We start from the raw sequence: 19,294 nt of genomic DNA on the forward strand, positions 1-19,294 counted from the left end.
CTGTTGGCTGTTTCAAGGTAGGTTTATTTCTTATGAATATGAGGCATTTTATCACTAAAAAGTATTTCTAATTGTTTTGTTATGGCGTCAGCGAGTTCTTCAGCATTCATAATTGTTACAGCACGCTGATAATAACGTGTGACGTCATGACCAATTCCAATGGCAATGAGTTCAATGGGGGAATGTGTTTGGATTTCTTGAATCACTGCGCGTAAGTGTTTTTCTAAATAATTGCTGGCATTGACCGATAATGTTGAATCGTCAACAGGAGCACCATCAGAAATGACCATGAGGATGCGACGTTGTTCACGCCGTGATAAAAGGCGTTGATGAGCCCAAATTAAAGCTTCTCCGTCGATGTTTTCTTTTAATAATCCTTCTTGCATCATTAAACCTAAATTGCGTCGTGCGCGACGCCATGGGGTATCAGCACTTTTATAGATGATATGGCATAAATCATTGAGGCGTCCAGGATTATGAAGTTTGTTTTGGGTAAGCCATTGTTCGCGCGATTTTCCTCCTTTCCAAGTTTTAGTGGTAAAACCTAAAATTTCAACTTTGACACCACAACGTTCAAGAGTTTGTGCCAAAATATCAGCACAACTTGCGGCAACGCTAATGGGGCGTCCGCGCATTGAGCCCGAATTATCAATGAGGAGTGAAACAACTGTGTCCCGAAATTGGGTGTTGCTTTCCATTTTAAAAGAAAGGGGTTGCATAGGATCAATAATTAGACGTGGAAGCCGTGCTGTATCAAGATATCCTTCTTCAAGGTCAAAGTTCCAGTTGCGATTTTGTTGCGCCATCAAGCGGCGCTGGAGACGGTTTGCTAAACGGCCAACGATGTTTTGAAGATGATTGATTTGCTTATCAAGATAACGGCGTAAGTGATCTAACTCGTTTTCAGAACAAAAATCTGTTGCTTCCAAAATTTCATCAAATTGACGAGTGAAGATTTTATAATCACCGAGTCTTTCCATTTGTTCCGAATCGGAAAAAAGGCGTTTGGCTCTGCTCGGCTTTTCTTGCCAAGGTCCATTTTTTTGCTCGCCGTCAGCTTGATCATTGTTGTTTGATTGTGTCGCTTGTGTTTTTCCGTCGTCTTGCACCTCACTTTCTTGTTCAGTGCTGGTTTGTTCTTCACTTTGAGCGTGTTTTTTGTTTTTACTCTCTTCTTCTGCTTGGTCTTGAGGTTCACATTCGTTTTTAAATTTTTTATTGTTTTCACTGTTAGAAGCTTTAACTTGTTGCACTGTCATTTTGAGTGTAGCAAGCATTTGGCAAACAATCTGTGCAAAAGCTTGTTGGTTGTAAATATGATGTGGGAGTTCATTGAGTTCTGCTGCTGCTTTTTGTTCGAGTTCTTGACGCCACAATTCTAAGACAGGACCTGCTTCTTTTGGAGCTGTGCGCTTTGTTATTTTTTCACGCAATAAAAGTGCAATCGCTTCTTGGATGGGGGCTTCACTTTGGTTGCTAATTTTATGATAATGGGCTCTTTTGTATTTATCGGCGAGCATGATATCAAGATTTTTTGCAAGTCCCTCCATGGCTAAAGTGCCAATTGCTTCAACACGTGTTTGTTCGAGGGCATCAAAGACAGCACGTGCTTCTGATTCTAGTGGAGCAAATTGCATGTGAATACGGTTATCATGCCATGCTTTGCGTAGAGCCATGGAATCACCTAATCCGCGGGTAATGGTGATGTCTTTATTCGTTGCGTATTGAGGTAATTCTGGTAAACGCGCACAACTTTCGCTTAAAGATGGTCGGTTATGACTAAAGGAAACTTCAAGGTTGTTTGTGCCTGCAATTGCACGCATACAGGTGGAAAGTGCTTTTTTAAAAGCTTCAGCATTAAGAGTGTTGTTGGAAGAGTCTTTTGCCAGATTTTTGTTGTCGCCAATGTCGGTAGCCATGAGTGACAGATTCCTTAAGGCGAAACACCATGAACGAGTGATTCGGGAAGTTCTTGTCCAAAGGCGCGTTGATAAAATTCTGCAACAGTGGCACGTTCGAGTTCATCACATTTATTGAGAAAGGTTAATCGGAAGGCAAAGCCGACATCTTGAAAAATTGTTGTATTTTCTGCCCAAGTAATGACGGTACGTGGACTCATGACAGTTGAAAGATCTCCATTGATAAAAGATTGGCGTACCATATCAGCAACATGAACCATTTGTGAAATTGTCTTTTTCCCCTCAGCCGTTTGAAAAGATTTGACCTTTGAACAAATGATATTAACCTCTTTATCATGGGGTAAATAATTGAGTATCGTAACAATAGACCAGCGGTCCATTTGAGCTTGATTGATCTGTTGGGTACCATGATAGAGACCGGTTGTATCACCAAGACCAATGGTGTTTGCTGTTGCAAAAAGACGAAAGGCTGGATGTGGAGAGATGACACGGCTTTGATCAAGTAAGCTTAGTTTTCCAGAGGTTTCAAGAACGCGTTGGATGACAAACATAACATCGGGACGCCCAGCGTCATATTCGTCGAAAACAAGAGCAATATTATTTTGATAAGCCCATGGTAAAATGCCTTCTTTAAATTCAGTGATTTGTAAGCCATCTTTTAAAACGATAGCGTCTTTTCCTACAAGATCAATACGACTTACATGACTATCGAGATTAATGCGAAGACAAGGCCAGTTGAGACGTGCAGCAACTTGTTCAATATGCGTTGATTTCCCTGTACCGTGATAGCCAGAAACCATTACACGACGGTTAAAGGTAAAACCTGCGAGAATCGCTAAAGTTGTTTGCTGATCAAAAAGATAATCAGGATCGATATCAGGAACATGGGAACTTTTTGTGCTAAAAGCAGGGATTTCCATATCTGTTTCAATATGAAATAGATCGCGAGCACAAAGTGTAATATCGGGTAAATTTTCAACGGTAAAATTTGTCATTGTGTTTTTGGAAGGGAGGGACGCTATTTATTCATTAGAAAACGATACAAGAGTTAGAGCATTTATGCAATGCTCTATAATGAGAGCCTTAGATGTGAAGGAAGATTTTTACGTATTCTATAATGTTTTGCAAAAAAAAGATAATATCTTGCGCAAATAATGATGGTCTAAATGAAAATGGGCTCATACAAGTACATGTTTTTAGCACAAACCAGACTTTTTTAGCAAATTATAAGCATGTAAAACATCACGAAAGCGCTCTTCCGAAGCACGATTACCACCATTGGAATCAGGATGGTGCTTTTTTACCAACTCTTTATATTTCATTTTGATGTCTTCTGCTGAAGCGTTTGCCTGTAGTCCCAGTGTATCAAAAGCTTTTGCTTCTAAGGGCTTTAATTTTCGTGAGAAATTATTGCTTGAATGCCGCTCAGTAAAAAGCGTGAAGGGATCGCGTATGCGATTTTGATAGGCAGCTGTTCCAGAGCGAATCTTTGCATAATTAGCGGCTGTTTTTTTCGATGTAACATTGCTCAGATCTGTAGGCCATGTCGGACGATGTCCTGTGAGAGCATCCTTTTGAAATTTTGCGATATCTTTATTGCTAAGACCAGAGAAGTAATTAAAATTTTTATTATAGGCGCGTACGTGTTCAATACAAAAATATAGATATTGTCCTTCGTGATTTCGACCTGCTGGTGCTTTATGGGACCCTGTTTTTTCACAACCTTCCCACTGACACTGCTGCGCTTCTGGCTCAGCTTTTTGTTTTTTATTTGAGCTTATGCGAATTGAATCGAATAATTTAGATGTTATTGTCATACTCTTGTGTTTATGCAAAATTGATTAATTTTACAAGAATTGACTTTTGAAAAATTTGTTTTCACACTTATTTTATTATGAAAAAGGTGTATTTTTGCACGTTCATTTTGTTTGAGGAATGAAAAATGTTTATAGAAACAATAATCAAGAGAAAGCTTCAGGATGCTTTTCATCCGCAAAAGCTTGAAGTGATTAATGAAAGTCATCTTCATGAGGGGCATCCTCATAATGAACATGCTTTTGATGGTAAAGGAGAAACACATTTTCGAGTGAAAATTTTATCTTCTTCTTTTTCTAATATGACACGCGTAGAAATACATCGCGCGATTTATAAAGTTTTACAAGAAGAGTTAGCTACTTGTGTCCATGCCTTGGCACTTGAGGTTGAAACTCTTTAATTTTTTTAATGAGGCGTTTTTTAGGAACGGGGATGGGCCTTTTGATAAATTTTTAACAAATGGTCTGTATCGACATGGGTATAGATTTGTGTGGTGGAAAGACTAGCGTGCCCAAGAAGTTCTTGAATTGTGCGCAAATCTCCCCCCCGTGATAAAAGATGGGTGGCAAAAGAATGACGCAGTGTGTGAGGCGTTGCAGTTTCTGGTAAACCAAGGCTTGCTCGTAAGTTGCGTACAGTTTTCTGAATAATGGCGGGTTGTAGGGGACCGCCTCGTGCTCCGCGAAATATGGGTTGGTTATTCACTAAAGGATATGGGCAACATTTGAGATAATTTTGTACAGCTTCGTAAACAATTTTGATGAGAGGAACAAGGCGTGTTTTTCCGCCTTTTCCTGTTATAAATAAACTTGTTTTTTCAGGATCAGAAAATTGTTCTGGTGTGAGGCTTAAGGCTTCTGATATTCGCATTCCACAGCCATAGAGAAGCATGAGGACAGCCGCATTACGAGCACTAATCCAAGGTTCATTTTCTAGCTGGTTTTCTTGTTTGACTATGTGAAGTGCTGATTTGATCGCTAAAGGTTTTGGGAGTGATTTTGGGTGTTTGGGGCTTCGGATAAGTTGAGCCGCGGGAACATTGACGATTCCTTCACGTGATAGGTACTTGAAAAAAGAACGTATGCCTGCCACTCCGCGGCTTAAAGAGCGAGTACTTACATTGTTTGTACGCCGATAAGCAAGATAAGCACGCAAGTCACTGATGCGTAAATGAGCAAGATCTGTAAGGGTTGGTGTATGGCTTAAGTGTTGACAGAGAAAAGACAAAAATTGCCGCGTATCACGTTCATAGGCTTGCACTGTTTGTGCCGACATACGACGTGTTTGGACGAGACACTCTAACCAATTTTTCCTTGCGTTTAAAATTGCATGGTCTGCTGGAATGAGAGGAATATTTTCATCTTTTCTCTTGTCGTTTTTGATAGGCATTATCTAGTTGAGAGTTTCTTTCTTTTTAGATTTTTCATCGTTAGAATGACCATTCTTGTTTTGGGGTTGCTCTTCACGATTGATAAGTTGCTTTTCACCTTTGAGAGAGAGTATTTTTAAGAGATTGTGCGTTGACATCAAATGCGCAAAAATTAATCCTAAAAAGCCATTTTTATGAAGTTTGGCAAGTTGGCTTGCTGATAATTTATTCAATTTTTCTTCATCAACAACCCAAAAATGTTCCAATTGCGCTGAGAGTCCTTTATCGTTTTTCACATTGATGGATTTTTGGCTTAGAAGATCCATTTCCACAAGAGCATCAATAAACTCAGAGGTTTTCTCCATAGCGATTTTAAAACTTTCAAGAAAACGAATACGTTCTTCCATAAAAGGAGAAATAGAGCCGTCGGAATTAAAAAGTTCTGTTCCTGCAACTTCATTAAACATACCTGACTGTTGATCAAAGCAAACAGAAAGTTCTTTTTCATTGCTAATTTGTGCTAGAACAAAAGGATAGCGACGGACAAAAGCAGGGACATAAGTATTGGTTTTCCAACTTTTATCAGAAGCGATATAGTCATTTTCGTCATTAGAAAGACCGACAAGAGCCGCGGATGTGTAGTGCCGTTTTTTTTGTTCATCTTCGGCGCACATAAATAAAATAGGATAGTCTAGTGCTGCTTGAAAATATTCAGTACTTGCTAAAGGAACCCAGTGAGTATCCTTGGCAAAAGACATATCACTTGGAGGAGCAAATTTTAGATTTTTATGGGAAACTTTGTTGATTGGTGTGATATCTTTGTAAAATAGCATAATATTTGCCATAAGACTTTCTCCTTTATTAATTTGTTTTTTGTTACCAAGAAAGGTCTTTTAGAAGATTGTCTCATATGGCAACAAGATTGAATAGAAAACTATAAGATTGAAGGGTTCATTTTTGAGAGATAATATTTTCGCATGAAGTATAATAAAGAAAAGCTTAAAAATAAAGTCTATCTTGCCATTATTGGTATGCCTCATGGTATAAAAGGAGATGTTTTTGTTAAAATTCTAAGTGCTGAGCCACAGCGTTTCAAGTCCTACAGCACTCTTTATGATGATATGGGGCGTTCTTATGAAATTGTAACTCTTCGCATACAAAAAAATAAGGCGATTGTACGTTTTAAAGGGGTAGAAAATCGTAATGTTGCTGAATCTTTAAAAGGTATTCGCCTTTATGTAATGCGTGATCAATTAATTGATGATCTGGATGAGGATGAGTTTTATCAAGTTGATTTAATAGGCTTGCGTGTTCAAGACTGTGGGGGAAAAGTCGTAGGGGAAGTGTGTGGTTTCTTTAATTTCGGGGCTGGTGATTTGCTTGAAATACGTTTGAATACGGATAAAAGAGTTCTTATTCCCTTTAGTAAGGTGGCGGTACCAGAAATTTGTATGGATTCTGGTTTTCTTGTTGTTGATCCCATGGCAGCTGGTTTAAGTGATGGGGGAGACAATGATAAAAAGGAAATAGCTTGAATCTAAAAATAAAGATGAAGGTCAAAATAACTGATGAATTTCGTTAATAAAAAGTGGAGAGTGTGGAAATATTAAAAATGCACCTTTGAGCAGATATTGTAAGCACTTTATCTCGAGATAGTCTTGAATTTTTAGAGTCTTTTTTTAGTGCAAGTATTTAGAAAGATCGTATTAAATATGGCGCAGATCAAGGAGATTCAGATTAACGCTATAACGTTAAAGGTCTTGTTTGTGCTATTTTTGCTATTAAGAGTCTGTTTAAGAAAATAAGGATGAGAAATAAAATGAAATTTCAGGCGCGCGTTTTAACCCTTTATCCTGAAATGTTTCCTGGTTTTTTAGGGTATTCTTTAGCAGGGCAAGCTTTAGAGCGCGGAATTTGGTCACTGGAGACGGTACAGATTAGGGATTTTGCTTTGGACAAACACCATAGCGTTGATGATACACCTGCTGGTGGGGGGGCTGGTATGGTAATGCGGGCGGATGTATTGGCGGCTGCTCTTGATTTTTGTCCACAGGATTCGCCAAGATTATTGATGAGTCCACGTGGGCGCCCTTTTGACCAAGCTTTTGCGCATAGCTTGGCTCGTGATACGGGTGTAACGTTAGTTTGTGGACGTTTTGAAGGGGTTGATGAGCGAGTCATAGAAGCACGAGAATTAGAAGAAGTCTCTATTGGTGATTATATTCTTTCAGGGGGTGAAACAGCCGCATTGGTTATCTTAGATGCTATTATACGTCTTCTGCCTGGAGTGATGGGGAATGCAGCTTCTGCAAAGTGTGAAAGTTTTGAAAATGGCTTACTGGAACATCCGCAATATACACGACCTTCTCTTTTCGAAGGGCGGGGTATTCCGCCTGTGTTGCTCTCAGGTCATCACAAAGCGATCGCAGATTGGCGTCAAAGTCAAGCCGAATTGTTAACACGTCAACGTCGCCCTGATCTTTATGCGCGTTATGATAAAAATCATCAGAAAACTTGATTCATATGATAAGGTGGTGTATTGCATGGCTCTCTTTTTAGAGAGTTTTTTATAAAAGGTTTTCTGTAGTTCCAAAATTAAAATGAAGGAATGGTGTATTCGCTCCTGTGTAAGGCATAGCCTAAAGAGCTCCTTATTCTTAATAAAGGCTTTTTGGGTAAGAGTTGAGCGCTCTGACTGTTCGATAAAGAACATGAAGGATAAAAGAAATGAATATTATCGCACAACTTGAAGCTGAACAATGTGCAAAAATTGAAGAAAAGCGCCAATTTCCAGCCTTTCAGCCAGGAGATACAGTCCGTGTCATGGTGCGTGTGACGGAAGGTACGCGGACGCGTGTTCAGGCTTACGAAGGTGTTTGTATTGCGCGTTCAGGCGGTGGGTTGAATGAGACCTTTACAGTACGCAAGATTTCTTATGGTGAAGGGGTGGAACGGGTGTTTCCTGTTTATTCTCCGTTGGTTGAAGGTGTTGAGCTGGTGCGCCGTGGTAAAGTGCGCCGTGCAAAACTCTATTATCTTCGTGGTTTGAGAGGTAAAGCTGCACGTATCGCTGAAAAGAGAGATTATCGGAAAAAAGCTGAAAAGGTTGTTGCGAAAGTAGAAGCAGCAGCTGTAAGCACAGATGTTGAAAAGCAAGTTGCTGAGTAAAGATTATATCGGCTAAACTTTATGCAAAAGCGGCTTTTATGCCGCTTTTTTGTGTCTTTTGTGATTCGTTTTGTCTTTTAAAAGGCTTGGAGGGGACATAAAAATGTTTAATCTATCAATTTTTGCTTCTTTTTATTCTTAATAACGGGTGAATTTAGATATCATTGCATGTATCGTGGATAATCAAAAAGATAAGTTTAATCTGAAAAAATGCCTATTTATATCTGAGAAAAGATGTTAGACCTTTGACGTGAAGATAAAATTGTATTAGATTAAGGCGAGTTTTGCGGATTATATCCGTGGAGTAATCGGTTTTTTTTATGCGTGACCTTTAATCCGTTATTTGAGACAACCGACCTGTAATATTGGTATCTTGAGATGCCAAACAAGTAAAAACGAGATAATATATTTAGTCGTTTTATGCGGACTTTCTCGTTCATTGCGGTTGCAGTAAAAACCAGGTCAGGATATTTTATGACAGAGACAACTAGGATAAAAGAGCGCCCTCGTTCCCCTCATATAAGTATTTATCGTTGGACAATTACTATGGCTATGTCCATTGCGCATCGCGTTACGGGTATGGCACTTTATGTTGGAATGGTCTTTCTTGCTGTTTGGTTGATTGCTATTGCTTGTGGGGAGGAGACATTCAGAACGGTTCACGAGATTTATAGTTCTTGGTTTGGATTGTGTATCTTGTTTCTTTATACTTTGGCAGGGGTTCATCACATGGTTGGTGGTATTCGCCACATTGTTTGGGATATGATGCCTTGCCTTTTGGCAAAAGAAAAGGCAACAGTCACTGCTTGGGCGACAGTGTTTATCTCTCTTATTGTTACTTTTGTAATTTGGATTATTGGATATAGCGTTGTTTAGCTGGGGGTGAAAAGAGATATGAAAAAAGATTTTCGAACGGAACTTGGAAAAGTACGGGGGCGTGGGAGTGCTCATGAAGGAACAGAGCATTTTTGGCTACAGCGTTTGACTGGGCTTGTCAATCTGCCGCTTTTGATATTTTTTATTGTTCTTATTCTTTCGCTTGTAGGCAAGGATTATAGCATTGTGCGTGCACGGCTTGCACATCCTGTTGTGGCTATTTTGATGGGATTAATGACTTTTTCAGTCCTTTATCATATGAAGCTTGGTATGCAAGTGGTCATTGAAGATTATATTCCACGTGAAGGTTTTCGGATATTCTTTTTGACGTTAAATATTTCATTTTGTTTTCTCATAGGTGGTGTCATTATTTTTTCTCTTTTGAAAATTGCATTAGGGGGTTAAACAAGTATGGCGGGTACAGGATCATCTCTGGGCGCTAAAGCAGGTAACGCCCCTTATCGCACTGTAGATCATAAATTTGATGTTGTTGTTGTTGGGGCAGGTGGTGCAGGATTACGTGCAACACTTGGTATGGCGGAACAAGGATTAAAGACAGCTTGTATTACGAAGGTTTTTCCAACTCGCTCACACACGGTTGCAGCACAAGGGGGGATTGCTGCATCGCTTTCAAATATGGGACCTGACAATTGGCAGTGGCATTTATATGATACCGTGAAAGGTTCTGATTGGTTGGGCGATACCGATGCAATGGAGTATTTGGTGCGTAATGCACCTGCTGCTGTCTACGAATTAGAACATTATGGCGTTCCTTTTTCGCGGACGCAAGAAGGCAAAATTTATCAACGTCCTTTTGGTGGACATACGACACAATTTGGTGAAGGTCCACCTGTTCAGCGTACTTGTGCAGCAGCTGACCGTACAGGCCATGCCATTTTGCATACGCTTTATGGACAAAGCTTAAAGCATAATGCGCAATTTTTTATTGAATATTTTGCACTCGATCTTATCATGACTGATGGGGTTTGTACGGGGGTTGTGGCATGGGATCTCGATGATGGTACAATACATCGTTTTTCTGCCAAAATGGTTGTTCTTGCAACCGGTGGTTATGGACGGGCTTATTTTTCCGCGACATCGGCGCATACCTGTACGGGTGATGGTGGTGGAATGGTCGCACGCGCTGGATTGCCACTTCAGGATATGGAATTTGTGCAATTCCATCCTACAGGGATTTACGGTTCTGGCTGCTTAATTACAGAAGGAGCTCGTGGTGAAGGAGGTTATTTAATCAATTCTGAAGGTGAACGCTTTATGGAGCGCTATGCACCTTCCTTTAAGGATTTGGCTTCACGTGATTTGGTTTCGCGTTGTATCACACTTGAAATTCGTGAAGGACGTGGCGTTGGACCTAAGAAGGACCATATTCATTTGGTTCTCAATCATATTGATCCTGCAATCTTGCACGAACGTTTACCGGGAATTTCGGAATCAGCACGGATTTTTGCAGGTGTGGATGTAACAAAAGAGCCTATCCCCATCTTGCCAACGGTTCATTATAATATGGGTGGGATTCCTACCAATTACTATGGGGAAGTTCTCAATCCAACGGCTGATTCGCCTGATCGTATTCAACCAGGGCTGATGGCGGTAGGAGAAGCAGGATGTGCTTCTGTTCATGGAGCTAATCGCTTAGGGTCAAATTCATTAATTGATCTTGTGGTGTTTGGTCGTGCTGCTGCCATTCGCGCGGGTGAAGTTATTGATCGGAATGCAGAAATTCCACCCATCAATGAAGAAGCTGTTGATGAAATTATAGCGCGTTTTGATCGTTTACGTTTTGCGCAAGGGGCGATACCAACAGCTCTATTGCGTGAAAAAATGCAACGTACGATGCAAGAAGATGCGGCTGTATTTCGTACAGAAGATTCTTTGCAACAAGGATGTCAACGGATGAATAAAATCTGGGGGGAATTGTCTGACCTCAAAGTCACAGATCGTTCTCTGATATGGAATTCTGATTTGGTTGAAACGTTAGAGCTTGAAAATCTCATGGCGAATGCAATCATGACTGTTCATTCTGCACAAGCCCGTCTAGAAAGCCGTGGCGCTCATGCTCGTGAAGATTATCCAGAGCGTGATGATAAAAACTGGCGTAAACATACGCTTTCACATTTGTCAAAAGAGGGTAAGGTGACGTTATCATATCGACCTGTCCATGTAGACCCGTTAACATCTGAAGCTGATGGTGGGATCGATTTAAAACGCATTGCACCTAAAAAACGGGTTTATTAAGGGGAGACACGAATTATGGTACAAATTAAGCTTCCCAAAAACTCTCAAGTCAAACCGGGGAAGGTTTGGCCTAAACCTGAAGGTGCGACAAAGCTGATAGAATTTCATGTTTACCGTTGGTCGCCTGATGATGAGAATAATCCTCGTCTGGATACTTATTACGTAGATCGTTCTGCTTGTGGTCCAATGATTCTTGATGGGCTTTTGTTTATTAAAAACCATATTGATCCAACTTTGACACTTCGTCGATCTTGCCGTGAAGGCATCTGTGGTTCATGTGCGATGAATATTGATGGAACCAATACATTGGCTTGTACCAAAGGGATGGATGATGTAAAACACCCCATTAAAGTCTATCCTTTGCCTTCCATGCCTGTTGTTAAAGATTTGGTTCCTGACTTGAAGCGCTTTTATGCGCAACACCGAGTCATTGAGCCTTGGTTGCAAACAGTTTCTCCTGAACCAGCAAAAGAATGGTTACAAAGTCACTCCGATCGCCAAAAAATCGATGGCCTTTATGAGTGTATTTTGTGTGCGTGTTGTCAGACTTCATGTCCAAGTTATTGGTGGAACGGTGATCGTTATTTGGGCCCCGCTGTTTTGCTTCAAGCTTATCGCTGGATTGCGGATTCACGTGATGAGATGTGTGGTGAACGTCTTGATAATTTAGAAGATCCTTTCCGTCTTTATCGTTGCCATACGATTATGAATTGTGCGCAAACTTGTCCAAAGGGATTAAATCCAGCGAAAGCGATTGCTGAAATTAAAAAACTCATGGTTGAACGCCGCCTTTGAAAATTTATTGCTTGATGAAAATGAAGCGCAAGGTAAAAAATTGTATCTCCTTTTAGCAATTAAATCTCTAAAAGAAGATCGGCTGCTTATGAGGGTGCAGTAGCTATAATCATTCTAAAAGCGAAGTAATCTCTAAAAATTAAGCAATCCTTGTAGAAGCAATCCTTGCAATGGCTGAGCAGAAAACTCATAGTTGGATATTACTTTGAAAATTGACCGATTAACGAACAGTAAAAAGAAAAACAGAAAATTGTGCGTGTTTTTTGCGCTTCTTGAGGTTTAATCTCTAAAAATTTATTGGCTTTTATGAGGTGGTTACCATAGTTATTATTGCCTTTAAAAAGGCATTAGTCTTTCGGGTAAACTATACTTTAAATAGTGTTCTGTGTAAAAACAATAAAATCAATATGCCATGTGTTTTTATTTTTATTAAATTCGTATCAAAATTTTCATTTTAATGCAGATTCAATTAATCATTTTTTATAAAAAGATAACTCTGTATAAATAGAGCACAAAAAATAAATGCTGATGCAAATATTATAACGCATGTAAATTATTCATATGAAATACAAAGAAGTGATCATTATGACAGTTTGTCATTTTACGATACGTTTATTATAATATCGAAAACATTGCGAATATTCAGGGATTAGGAATTTTTGATAACATCATTTATATATTTAAAGGTCATATTTTTTATTTTAAAGATTGGATTGTTAATAGCATTAAAAAACAAAATTTATAGTTCTTAAAAAATGGAGAACTTAAAATTCCTATTTATTGTAGAGATAGATCATACAGTTAAGGGGGAAGTAATTTAAAATTATTGTAACGTCATAGATTTAAATTCATTAAAGAGCAGATAAGACGTTTGAAAAAATAGCAAATTTATAGGTTTCTCTAAAAATTTAGAAAACGATAGTAAGAATTCTAAGAACACATGTTGCGAATGTGGAATAAGCGGTGTTTGTAGGTTCGTTTGAGTTGAATAAATTCAATCATCAAAGAAAATATGTTGTATTTTGACGAGTTTCGGAGGTTTTGATGTTATATGTTTTTATCTATCAAAAATAGAGATTTCTAGGTTTAGATCTTATTTATTATGTTAGGGTATTTCATTGTTCTTGTATGTATGCTTAAGAAAGTTGTTTAAGCAGTAAAAGTGTTTTTTATTTTTCAGCATAAAAGATATTTCTTAACATGAAAAAGAGGTTTCCAAGTATTAACGGTATAATCAGTCATTGTTTTGGTATTTATTCTGTTGTGCTATAAAACACTATCGTATTTAGGATGTGGTAATTAAAGTGGTCTGAAATCTTCTAGGCGAGGGGGCGGATTGTTTGCAGATTAGTTTGCGTGTTAAGAGGTTTCGTCCTTTGAGGTGTGATGGGTGGAGTCTGTTAGCCAATTACGTAAATGAGAGCGAAATCTACGTGGACAGGTTTTTAGTCTAATCTCTCTTATATATTGTGATAGGAAATTCACATTAATAAGGACCACGACCGGTTACAGAAAAAAGAAATCATTGCGAAAAAACAAGCGTGCTTGTTTTAAAATTTTTAATGCTTCTGATCATAAGGGCACGCGAAAATCTCCTGTAGTATCACGCAGACCGTTCATATTTTCGAGCCAAGAATTGTCCATATATCCCCTTCAATCTGATCTTCACGAATTGATGCAGGAGATGGGTACGAGCACCTGTAAGAATAAGCAGACGCAAAGCCAGTTGTATCATTATTGTTGCTTTGCAGAGTGTTTGATAAAAATCTAGAACATTTCTCCAATTCATTGTCGGTTTATTAATGACTTTATGGCGTTGTTTCTCTAAAAGAGCTTTTGCTGTTGTAGCTTTTACCTATCAGATGGGAGTTAAGAGTATTACGTATCTCTCTGTTGGCGTAATCTCTGAAACCGGTATACAGCTTCCTAATTTTTGGGGAATATGAAGCTGTAAAGGTGCAAACCAGTTTGCATTTTGGTTGTCATTTTTAGTTCAGTTTTATGACTTTCAAAAGCGTCTAGAGTAATGCCTTTTAAATAATAGAGATTACGCATTGCTTCACGCTTTTGTTTCTCTCGTTCTTTAAAAAGATCACAACCCTTATGCAAAACAGAACGTCCCAAACCAAATACATTTGGCTTGTCAATTTACGTGCTTGTTTTAAAGAACCCTCTCTTTAAAGTTCCCAAGCTCATTTCGCGACAGGGCTTGTGGAGGGTATAAGGGTAAAGTCCCGATGAACAATATAAAATTTGTAGAGCATTTCTATCTTTACACTTCATAAAAGAGCAAGCTGGGCGCCATTATACACTTTGCCAACTCCCAATGTTGCGACAGTTTTTGGCATTTGGGACGGTTTATAAGAGGCATTTTTAGTGCTTTTTTATACAGTTTCATTCTACACGGTTTTATTTATTTGGAATGTGCAAGAGACATGTAATGAGAGAATCCTACGGTACTAAGATCTTTTATTCAACATGCAGAATAATGAATACTCTTTATAAATCAATGTGATGTATCTTAAGAAGAGGGATTTTAAATCTGTGCTTTTAGGAATTTTCGTTTTTTGAGGTGCAGAGAAGAGAGCAGGAATATTCAGAGTAGAGCTTACCTTGTGTAATCTATGGATATCGTCTTTAGGATAGGGACATAAGCCACGTAATATGGTTAGCAAAGCTTGCTTAAGAGAAATTTGGTTGTTTACGAACAGCCGGAGGTTAAGAATCTTTCTTCGTCCGAAGAAGACGTTGATATGCCACTATACTTTTTATTACCAAATAGAAAGTGGTTTATAGATGCGATAGTTTATTTCGTATGAGGTTTTCCGTATCTGGAGATTGTTTGATTAAAAAACACATTTATTAATCACTTGAAAATAGCACTTAGAATTTTTAAACGATAAGTTTTGGTCTTGATGACGATAATTGTTTGTGATGATCGAAAGTATCTATTTTACAAAGCTTTCATTGATAGGCGATTCAAAATTTATTCTTTTCTTTTGTTGAAATATTTATTTTATAGCTATTTTTTTTGCATCAAACATACCTTTATCAAAAGATAAATGGAAAAAATGATTAAAGGTAAGAAAATAGAGAGAGCCTTATGTATAATTTGGTTTTCTCGTAAAGTTTTTGTCTATTAACTTTTTTCTTCTTTTATTCATGAAGAGTGTAGAAAATGCATTGGAGAAGTAAAGAGAATAGGAAAAGTTAAAAAATAGCCGTAATAATTAGTGACGGCTATTTTTGTTTGCATCATATTACCGAGAGAGGAAGTTCCCCTTAAGCGATTTTTGATTTGGCAAAAATCGGGTCGTAAAAGACTTCAGAGAGTTTTCTATCTCTAAAGAACAACACTACGTCAACTGTTGTATAGAGGACGATTTTTATCATTTCTAACTCGAGTTGCCGGCCAACTTCTGATCTTTTAATCAAGGTGGCACATCGTTCAAATGTCTGCAAAGCGCTGTTGGCATGCGTTGTTGTAATCGATCCGGGATGACCAGTGTTGAGTGAATTGAGATATTCCCATGCTTCATTACCTCGCAATTCAGCGAGAAAAATTCGGTCGGGCGACTGACGCATACACGCATCTAGGCATTCTTCAGCTGAAACACGGCCTACATTGTTACCATAAATCATATGTACATGATTGGGATGATTGGGTAGAAAAAGCTCATGAACATCTTCAATTGTGATGATACGCTCTTCTACAGGGACCTTTTCAATTAAAGAGCGAGCAAATGTTGTTTTACCAGATCCTGTCTTGCCTGCAATAATAATGTTGCGTTTGTGAGAGACACATTCTTGTAAAAATTCAAGAATTTTCCCATCACGTTTATGTTGCAAAAGTTGAACTTCAAATGGCTCCAACCGTGTGAAGTCCTGCTTCGATAACAAGTTATTTGCTTCTTTTTCCGAAGGTTTGTTAAAACTTACGTCGGAGAAATCATCAAATGCACCTTCTTCTTTGAGTTCTTCTAACGTCTTAACTATAAGAGAATGTTTACGAATTACAAAGGAAAGAGCACCATCAACGACAGCTGGTGTTTGTATAATTGTACCACGTTGTCCACCAGGCAATAGCACATAATTAATACTTTTGGGAGCCATACCGTTATAAACGATAATAGCTGTAATGAGCGTTTGCAAAAAAGTGGTTGTTAATTCTGGTACGCTATGTACTTGCCAACCCTTAAAGCTTTTCGTCCATACTTCGCAGGGGCGGCAAATCGATAATTCAGTGATCGAGGGATCTTCTAAGAAACAATCAAGCGGTTGCAGAAGTTGAAAAACTGCTTGATCTTTCTGTATCGGGTTAACGTGTGACAAGACTGTAGACATCGCTGAAATCCAGATCACGAGCAACAAAAATATTTACTCGTTCGCCTTGGTTTTTGTAAAGTGTTGGTGTGATATTGATGGAATTTTGAAGAACATCGATTGCTATAGATTCAGGATTCTGAGCACCTTTATTTTGTGAGTTCTCTTTATTTTCTTTACTGATTTTACTAACTTTTCCTTTTACCCATTCTCCTAAATCACCGATAATGCTTACCATAATTGCACTACCAAATCTCTCCCAAAAGCGTCTGTCAACCCAGCCACCAATACCCGCTTCACCCAGAGGACCTGTGCCAGGTGAGTCAAGATTGACAACAACACCAGAAGGCGTTTCGATGCGTGACCATTGCACAAACACACGCGTTTGTCCTTGTTGTATGCCACTTTGGTAAAAACCAACGACTCTAGAACCACGGTCAAGCAAAACAACACGACCACTTGTGGAATAAATATCGCGTGTTAAATGACATGTCGTCATTCCGGGTTGTGATGTAATGATCTTTGTTTCTAGCGTGCAATCTATTTGCGTTCCTTGCGTAATCAAAAAGTCACGGTTACGAAGTTGCATCGCATGTGATTGACCTAAACGCACGGGCTGAAGGTTATCAAATAATACGCCACTACCTCTATCTTTATTCGATGCTTTATTATTTGTATCTGTAGATCCTTCGCTACCACCGTTGTTAAGGCTAGAACTGAGCATACGTTTGCGTGCTAATTCTTCAGAATCTTGGAGCATATGTGGAGGAATGGCTGTTTGAAGAAGCTTACTCAAGGCCGGTGGAATATCTAGGTTTGAATCTTCTATTTGCGTTGATTTTTCTGCTTCTTCTACAGTCTTTGGCTCTTCTATAATCCGAGGGACATAGTTTGGTATAATTTGCTGTACTATTTGTTGTGGTTTTTCTTCCTCAACTTCCACGGTATTACGCATTTTAAAAGCTTTCCAAGTCAAGGCAATCGGTATCGTTACTATGACAATAAGTCCTACCACTAACAATGCACGGGTACCTGGAATTGTCGGACGACGTTCAGAACCTAGTTCCGACCCTCCATAAGTACCTTCAATATGTTTTTGCTCGACGTTGTCCAGTTTTGTACCTTTTCCCTCTCCTTCCTTATTGTCAAACATCATTTTCCTCCTTTATTGATACGATAAACCACCGAAGATACTGTCCCTGTTGTGTTTGGTACGCCATTGGGGTCATAGGCTTCATTAAAAACAGCTAGAGCGCGTTTACCAAGCCGTATGAGCCATTTAGGATTGACCTTATGAACGGCGATAATATCATTAGAACTGCCGATAACGGTGCGTGGTATTAAGCTTTCATTGCCTTCAGCATCTACGACATAAATCGATGGCATATCCATGTTAGCGGGAAATTTGAAGTAAGTAATACGCCCATTGTCCCAAGCATTTATCGGAGCAATATCTTGGTGACCGCTCATAGTATAACTGAGATTATAGCCTTTGACGCTTTGGTGAAAACCATGTTCAATCGCAAGGCGTCGGTTGTTTTCTTCTGACTTTTCATCATTTGAATCGGGATAATGGAAAGCTAATTCATATGTTGATCCTGCACGGTCATTTCGAAATTGTAGTCGGAATTTGTAACTCCGTTTGTCCGTTACAACGATGAGATTGGTATTGGCAAGTTCTGCTTTTGGTTTAATAAAAATATGCCGCCCTTTATGAGCAAAGGCATAGGCTTCTGAATCGCCAAAGGCATGAGTGATATACTGTTCACCTTCTTCAAGAATAATATGTGTTGCTACACCAAGAACTGTTTCAATTTGAACCACATCGGCTTCGTTATATGTTATATAGCGAATGCGGTGATCATATTGTGAATTTGATGGGCTTTTGAGCGCCTGCACAGGTACCGTATAAAGAGAAGAAAACGAAGACAATAGAACAACGAACGCAAGTTTTTTCATAACAATCAATTCCTTAATCATTTAACAGTATTTCTGGGTCAGAACGGTAACTTGTTATTTGAAAACCAAGGGGGTTAAGCAATCGATCAGATGATTTCATGGGTGCACCGACATAGGTGTAACCAATTGTTGCAATCTGGTGCTGTTTTGGTCCGGTAGTAGCACCGCTGCTGTCAAGTTGCTGAGTCGTAAAACGTACAGTTGCTTGACCGAGTCCATTAAGCTGGATTGATCGTACTTTGACTGTGATACGTGCTTTATTGGAAAGCACTTTGTCCCGTGCATTTTCTCCATCATAGATTTTATAATATTCTTGTTGAACAGATGCCGCACTTAAAAGTGCTGTTGTGTCATAGTTCAGTTGAATGGTATCGTAGTCGTAATTTTCGCGGTTAAGCACATATTGGTTTAGCCAATATCTATCTACAACTTCACCATAGCTTTCTTCGTGTTCACGCATGATTGAGATAACATCAACTGCACCCGTTGTGTTATCAACGCGCAATACTAAGGGAGTTGGAGCTGGTTGAGAAAATCCAACGACTCCACATATCATACCGAATAAGCCAAAAAGACCAACAGTACTTGCTACACGCCATGCCGTTCTGCGCGACTTTATAAATTCATTGATAAGATCACGTTCTAAGCCACGGCTTTCTTCATAATAACTGCTAAGTTGTTCGGCTTTCACTGGTTTTACTTGTTTTGTTTTCATCTGTCTCCTCGCTTGATTTCGGCAGGGATTGTTTTATTAATAGGTACACGGTTCCTATCATTGGGCTGTTTTAGCTTTGGTGCTAACGCACAAGCTGAT

18 protein-coding genes and 1 pseudogene are annotated in these 19,294 nt (G+C 39.0%); 8 read left to right on the top strand and 11 right to left on the bottom strand.

Annotated elements, in window-relative coordinates; all coding sequences use genetic code 11:
- Positions 1-23: 23 nt before the first annotated feature.
- The 3 genes from cobT to ACFIJ8_RS02685 all read right to left on the bottom strand — a co-directional run bounded on the left by cobT (position 24) and on the right by ACFIJ8_RS02685 (position 3,736).
- A complete protein-coding gene (cobT, locus tag ACFIJ8_RS02675) occupies positions 24-1,919 on the bottom strand; it encodes a cobaltochelatase subunit CobT (RefSeq protein ID WP_375638947.1) in 1,896 nt (631 codons plus the stop codon).
- 14 nt (positions 1,920-1,933) lie between these two features.
- Positions 1,934-2,914 (bottom strand): cobaltochelatase subunit CobS, encoded by a 981-nt coding sequence (gene cobS, locus ACFIJ8_RS02680; RefSeq protein ID WP_273787614.1) that lies wholly within the window; start codon positions 2,912-2,914, stop codon positions 1,934-1,936.
- A gap of 201 nt (positions 2,915-3,115) precedes the next feature.
- The gene (locus ACFIJ8_RS02685) at positions 3,116-3,736 is read right to left on the bottom strand and encodes a J domain-containing protein (protein WP_375638948.1); all 621 of its coding nucleotides are present in this window, start codon (positions 3,734-3,736) and stop codon (positions 3,116-3,118) included.
- A gap of 125 nt (positions 3,737-3,861) precedes the next feature.
- On the opposite strand from ACFIJ8_RS02685, the gene ACFIJ8_RS02690 reads away from it, so the two are divergent.
- Complete coding sequence (locus ACFIJ8_RS02690) at positions 3,862-4,134, top strand: BolA family transcriptional regulator (RefSeq protein ID WP_015857043.1); 273 nt, start codon at positions 3,862-3,864, stop codon at positions 4,132-4,134.
- A gap of 20 nt (positions 4,135-4,154) precedes the next feature.
- Here the strand turns inward: ACFIJ8_RS02690 and ACFIJ8_RS02695 are convergent, their stop codons facing one another.
- Both ACFIJ8_RS02695 and ACFIJ8_RS02700 read right to left on the bottom strand, forming a co-directional pair.
- Positions 4,155-5,123 (bottom strand): tyrosine recombinase XerC, encoded by a 969-nt coding sequence (locus ACFIJ8_RS02695; RefSeq protein WP_375638949.1) that lies wholly within the window; start codon positions 5,121-5,123, stop codon positions 4,155-4,157.
- A gap of 3 nt (positions 5,124-5,126) precedes the next feature.
- Entirely contained in the window at positions 5,127-5,948 is an 822-nt protein-coding gene (locus ACFIJ8_RS02700) for a SapC family protein (protein ID WP_015857041.1), read from the bottom strand.
- A gap of 132 nt (positions 5,949-6,080) precedes the next feature.
- Between ACFIJ8_RS02700 and rimM the strand changes: the two genes are divergently transcribed.
- The 7 genes from rimM to ACFIJ8_RS02735 all read left to right on the top strand — a co-directional run bounded on the left by rimM (position 6,081) and on the right by ACFIJ8_RS02735 (position 12,198).
- Positions 6,081-6,638 carry a ribosome maturation factor RimM gene (rimM, locus tag ACFIJ8_RS02705; protein WP_375638950.1) on the top strand — a complete coding sequence of 186 codons (558 nt, stop codon included), beginning with the start codon at positions 6,081-6,083 and terminating at the stop codon, positions 6,636-6,638.
- A 284-nt stretch (positions 6,639-6,922) separates the two neighbouring features.
- On the top strand, positions 6,923-7,621 hold the full coding sequence (trmD, locus tag ACFIJ8_RS02710; protein WP_375638951.1) for a tRNA (guanosine(37)-N1)-methyltransferase TrmD: 699 nt from the start codon (positions 6,923-6,925) through the stop codon (positions 7,619-7,621).
- 209 nt (positions 7,622-7,830) lie between these two features.
- Positions 7,831-8,271: a 50S ribosomal protein L19 gene (rplS, locus tag ACFIJ8_RS02715; protein ID WP_015857038.1), complete on the top strand. Its 441-nt coding sequence runs from the start codon at positions 7,831-7,833 to the stop codon at positions 8,269-8,271.
- Positions 8,272-8,745: 474 nt separating this feature from the next.
- Positions 8,746-9,147 (top strand): succinate dehydrogenase, cytochrome b556 subunit, encoded by a 402-nt coding sequence (sdhC, locus tag ACFIJ8_RS02720; RefSeq protein WP_015857037.1) that lies wholly within the window; start codon positions 8,746-8,748, stop codon positions 9,145-9,147.
- Positions 9,148-9,165: 18 nt separating this feature from the next.
- Entirely contained in the window at positions 9,166-9,552 is a 387-nt protein-coding gene (gene sdhD, locus ACFIJ8_RS02725) for a succinate dehydrogenase, hydrophobic membrane anchor protein (protein ID WP_015857036.1), read from the top strand.
- A gap of 6 nt (positions 9,553-9,558) precedes the next feature.
- Entirely contained in the window at positions 9,559-11,403 is a 1,845-nt protein-coding gene (gene sdhA, locus ACFIJ8_RS02730) for a succinate dehydrogenase flavoprotein subunit (RefSeq protein ID WP_026500184.1), read from the top strand.
- 15 nt (positions 11,404-11,418) lie between these two features.
- Positions 11,419-12,198, top strand: a complete 780-nt coding sequence (locus tag ACFIJ8_RS02735; protein ID WP_273787617.1) for a succinate dehydrogenase iron-sulfur subunit — start codon at positions 11,419-11,421, stop codon at positions 12,196-12,198.
- A gap of 1,359 nt (positions 12,199-13,557) precedes the next feature.
- Here the strand turns inward: ACFIJ8_RS02735 and ACFIJ8_RS08545 are convergent.
- The 6 genes and pseudogenes from ACFIJ8_RS08545 to ACFIJ8_RS02760 form a co-directional block, all read right to left on the bottom strand.
- Positions 13,558-14,546: pseudogene (locus ACFIJ8_RS08545) on the bottom strand (integrase).
- Between the two features lie 934 nt (positions 14,547-15,480).
- Entirely contained in the window at positions 15,481-16,542 is a 1,062-nt protein-coding gene (gene virB11 / locus ACFIJ8_RS02740) for a P-type DNA transfer ATPase VirB11 (RefSeq protein WP_375628127.1), read from the bottom strand.
- Positions 16,517-17,674 (bottom strand): type IV secretion system protein VirB10, encoded by a 1,158-nt coding sequence (gene virB10 / locus ACFIJ8_RS02745; protein WP_375638956.1) that lies wholly within the window; start codon positions 17,672-17,674, stop codon positions 16,517-16,519. The genes virB11 and virB10 overlap by 26 nt, the downstream gene beginning before the upstream one ends.
- Positions 17,674-18,480: a P-type conjugative transfer protein VirB9 gene (gene virB9, locus ACFIJ8_RS02750; protein WP_026500187.1), complete on the bottom strand. Its 807-nt coding sequence runs from the start codon at positions 18,478-18,480 to the stop codon at positions 17,674-17,676. Before virB9 ends, virB10 begins: the two co-directional genes overlap by 1 nt.
- Before the next feature lie 13 nt (positions 18,481-18,493).
- Positions 18,494-19,195 carry a virB8 family protein gene (locus ACFIJ8_RS02755; RefSeq protein WP_273787619.1) on the bottom strand — a complete coding sequence of 234 codons (702 nt, stop codon included), beginning with the start codon at positions 19,193-19,195 and terminating at the stop codon, positions 18,494-18,496.
- Positions 19,192-19,294: TrwH protein (locus ACFIJ8_RS02760; RefSeq protein ID WP_375638957.1), on the bottom strand; the 103-nt coding region annotated here is incomplete at its 5' end. The genes ACFIJ8_RS02760 and ACFIJ8_RS02755, both read right to left, overlap by 4 nt.

Origin of the sequence: Bartonella sp. MF74HXZ, assembly GCF_042194445.1 — a bacterium.
In the GTDB taxonomy this organism is placed as follows: domain Bacteria; phylum Pseudomonadota; class Alphaproteobacteria; order Rhizobiales; family Rhizobiaceae; genus Bartonella; species Bartonella grahamii.

Coding starts and splice junctions, on each gene's coding strand:
- cobT (WP_375638947.1), bottom strand. CDS start 1,919: ATGGCTACCGACATTGGCGACAACAAAAATCTGGCAAAAGACTCTTCC.
- cobS (WP_273787614.1), bottom strand. CDS start 2,914: ATGACAAATTTTACCGTTGAAAATTTACCCGATATTACACTTTGTGCT.
- ACFIJ8_RS02685 (WP_375638948.1), bottom strand. CDS start 3,736: ATGACAATAACATCTAAATTATTCGATTCAATTCGCATAAGCTCAAAT.
- ACFIJ8_RS02690 (WP_015857043.1), top strand. CDS start 3,862: ATGTTTATAGAAACAATAATCAAGAGAAAGCTTCAGGATGCTTTTCAT.
- ACFIJ8_RS02695 (WP_375638949.1), bottom strand. CDS start 5,123: ATGCCTATCAAAAACGACAAGAGAAAAGATGAAAATATTCCTCTCATT.
- ACFIJ8_RS02700 (WP_015857041.1), bottom strand. CDS start 5,948: ATGGCAAATATTATGCTATTTTACAAAGATATCACACCAATCAACAAA.
- rimM (WP_375638950.1), top strand. CDS start 6,081: ATGAAGTATAATAAAGAAAAGCTTAAAAATAAAGTCTATCTTGCCATT.
- trmD (WP_375638951.1), top strand. CDS start 6,923: ATGAAATTTCAGGCGCGCGTTTTAACCCTTTATCCTGAAATGTTTCCT.
- rplS (WP_015857038.1), top strand. CDS start 7,831: ATGAATATTATCGCACAACTTGAAGCTGAACAATGTGCAAAAATTGAA.
- sdhC (WP_015857037.1), top strand. CDS start 8,746: ATGACAGAGACAACTAGGATAAAAGAGCGCCCTCGTTCCCCTCATATA.
- sdhD (WP_015857036.1), top strand. CDS start 9,166: ATGAAAAAAGATTTTCGAACGGAACTTGGAAAAGTACGGGGGCGTGGG.
- sdhA (WP_026500184.1), top strand. CDS start 9,559: ATGGCGGGTACAGGATCATCTCTGGGCGCTAAAGCAGGTAACGCCCCT.
- ACFIJ8_RS02735 (WP_273787617.1), top strand. CDS start 11,419: ATGGTACAAATTAAGCTTCCCAAAAACTCTCAAGTCAAACCGGGGAAG.
- virB11 (WP_375628127.1), bottom strand. CDS start 16,542: ATGTCTACAGTCTTGTCACACGTTAACCCGATACAGAAAGATCAAGCA.
- virB10 (WP_375638956.1), bottom strand. CDS start 17,674: ATGTTTGACAATAAGGAAGGAGAGGGAAAAGGTACAAAACTGGACAAC.
- virB9 (WP_026500187.1), bottom strand. CDS start 18,480: ATGAAAAAACTTGCGTTCGTTGTTCTATTGTCTTCGTTTTCTTCTCTT.
- ACFIJ8_RS02755 (WP_273787619.1), bottom strand. CDS start 19,195: ATGAAAACAAAACAAGTAAAACCAGTGAAAGCCGAACAACTTAGCAGT.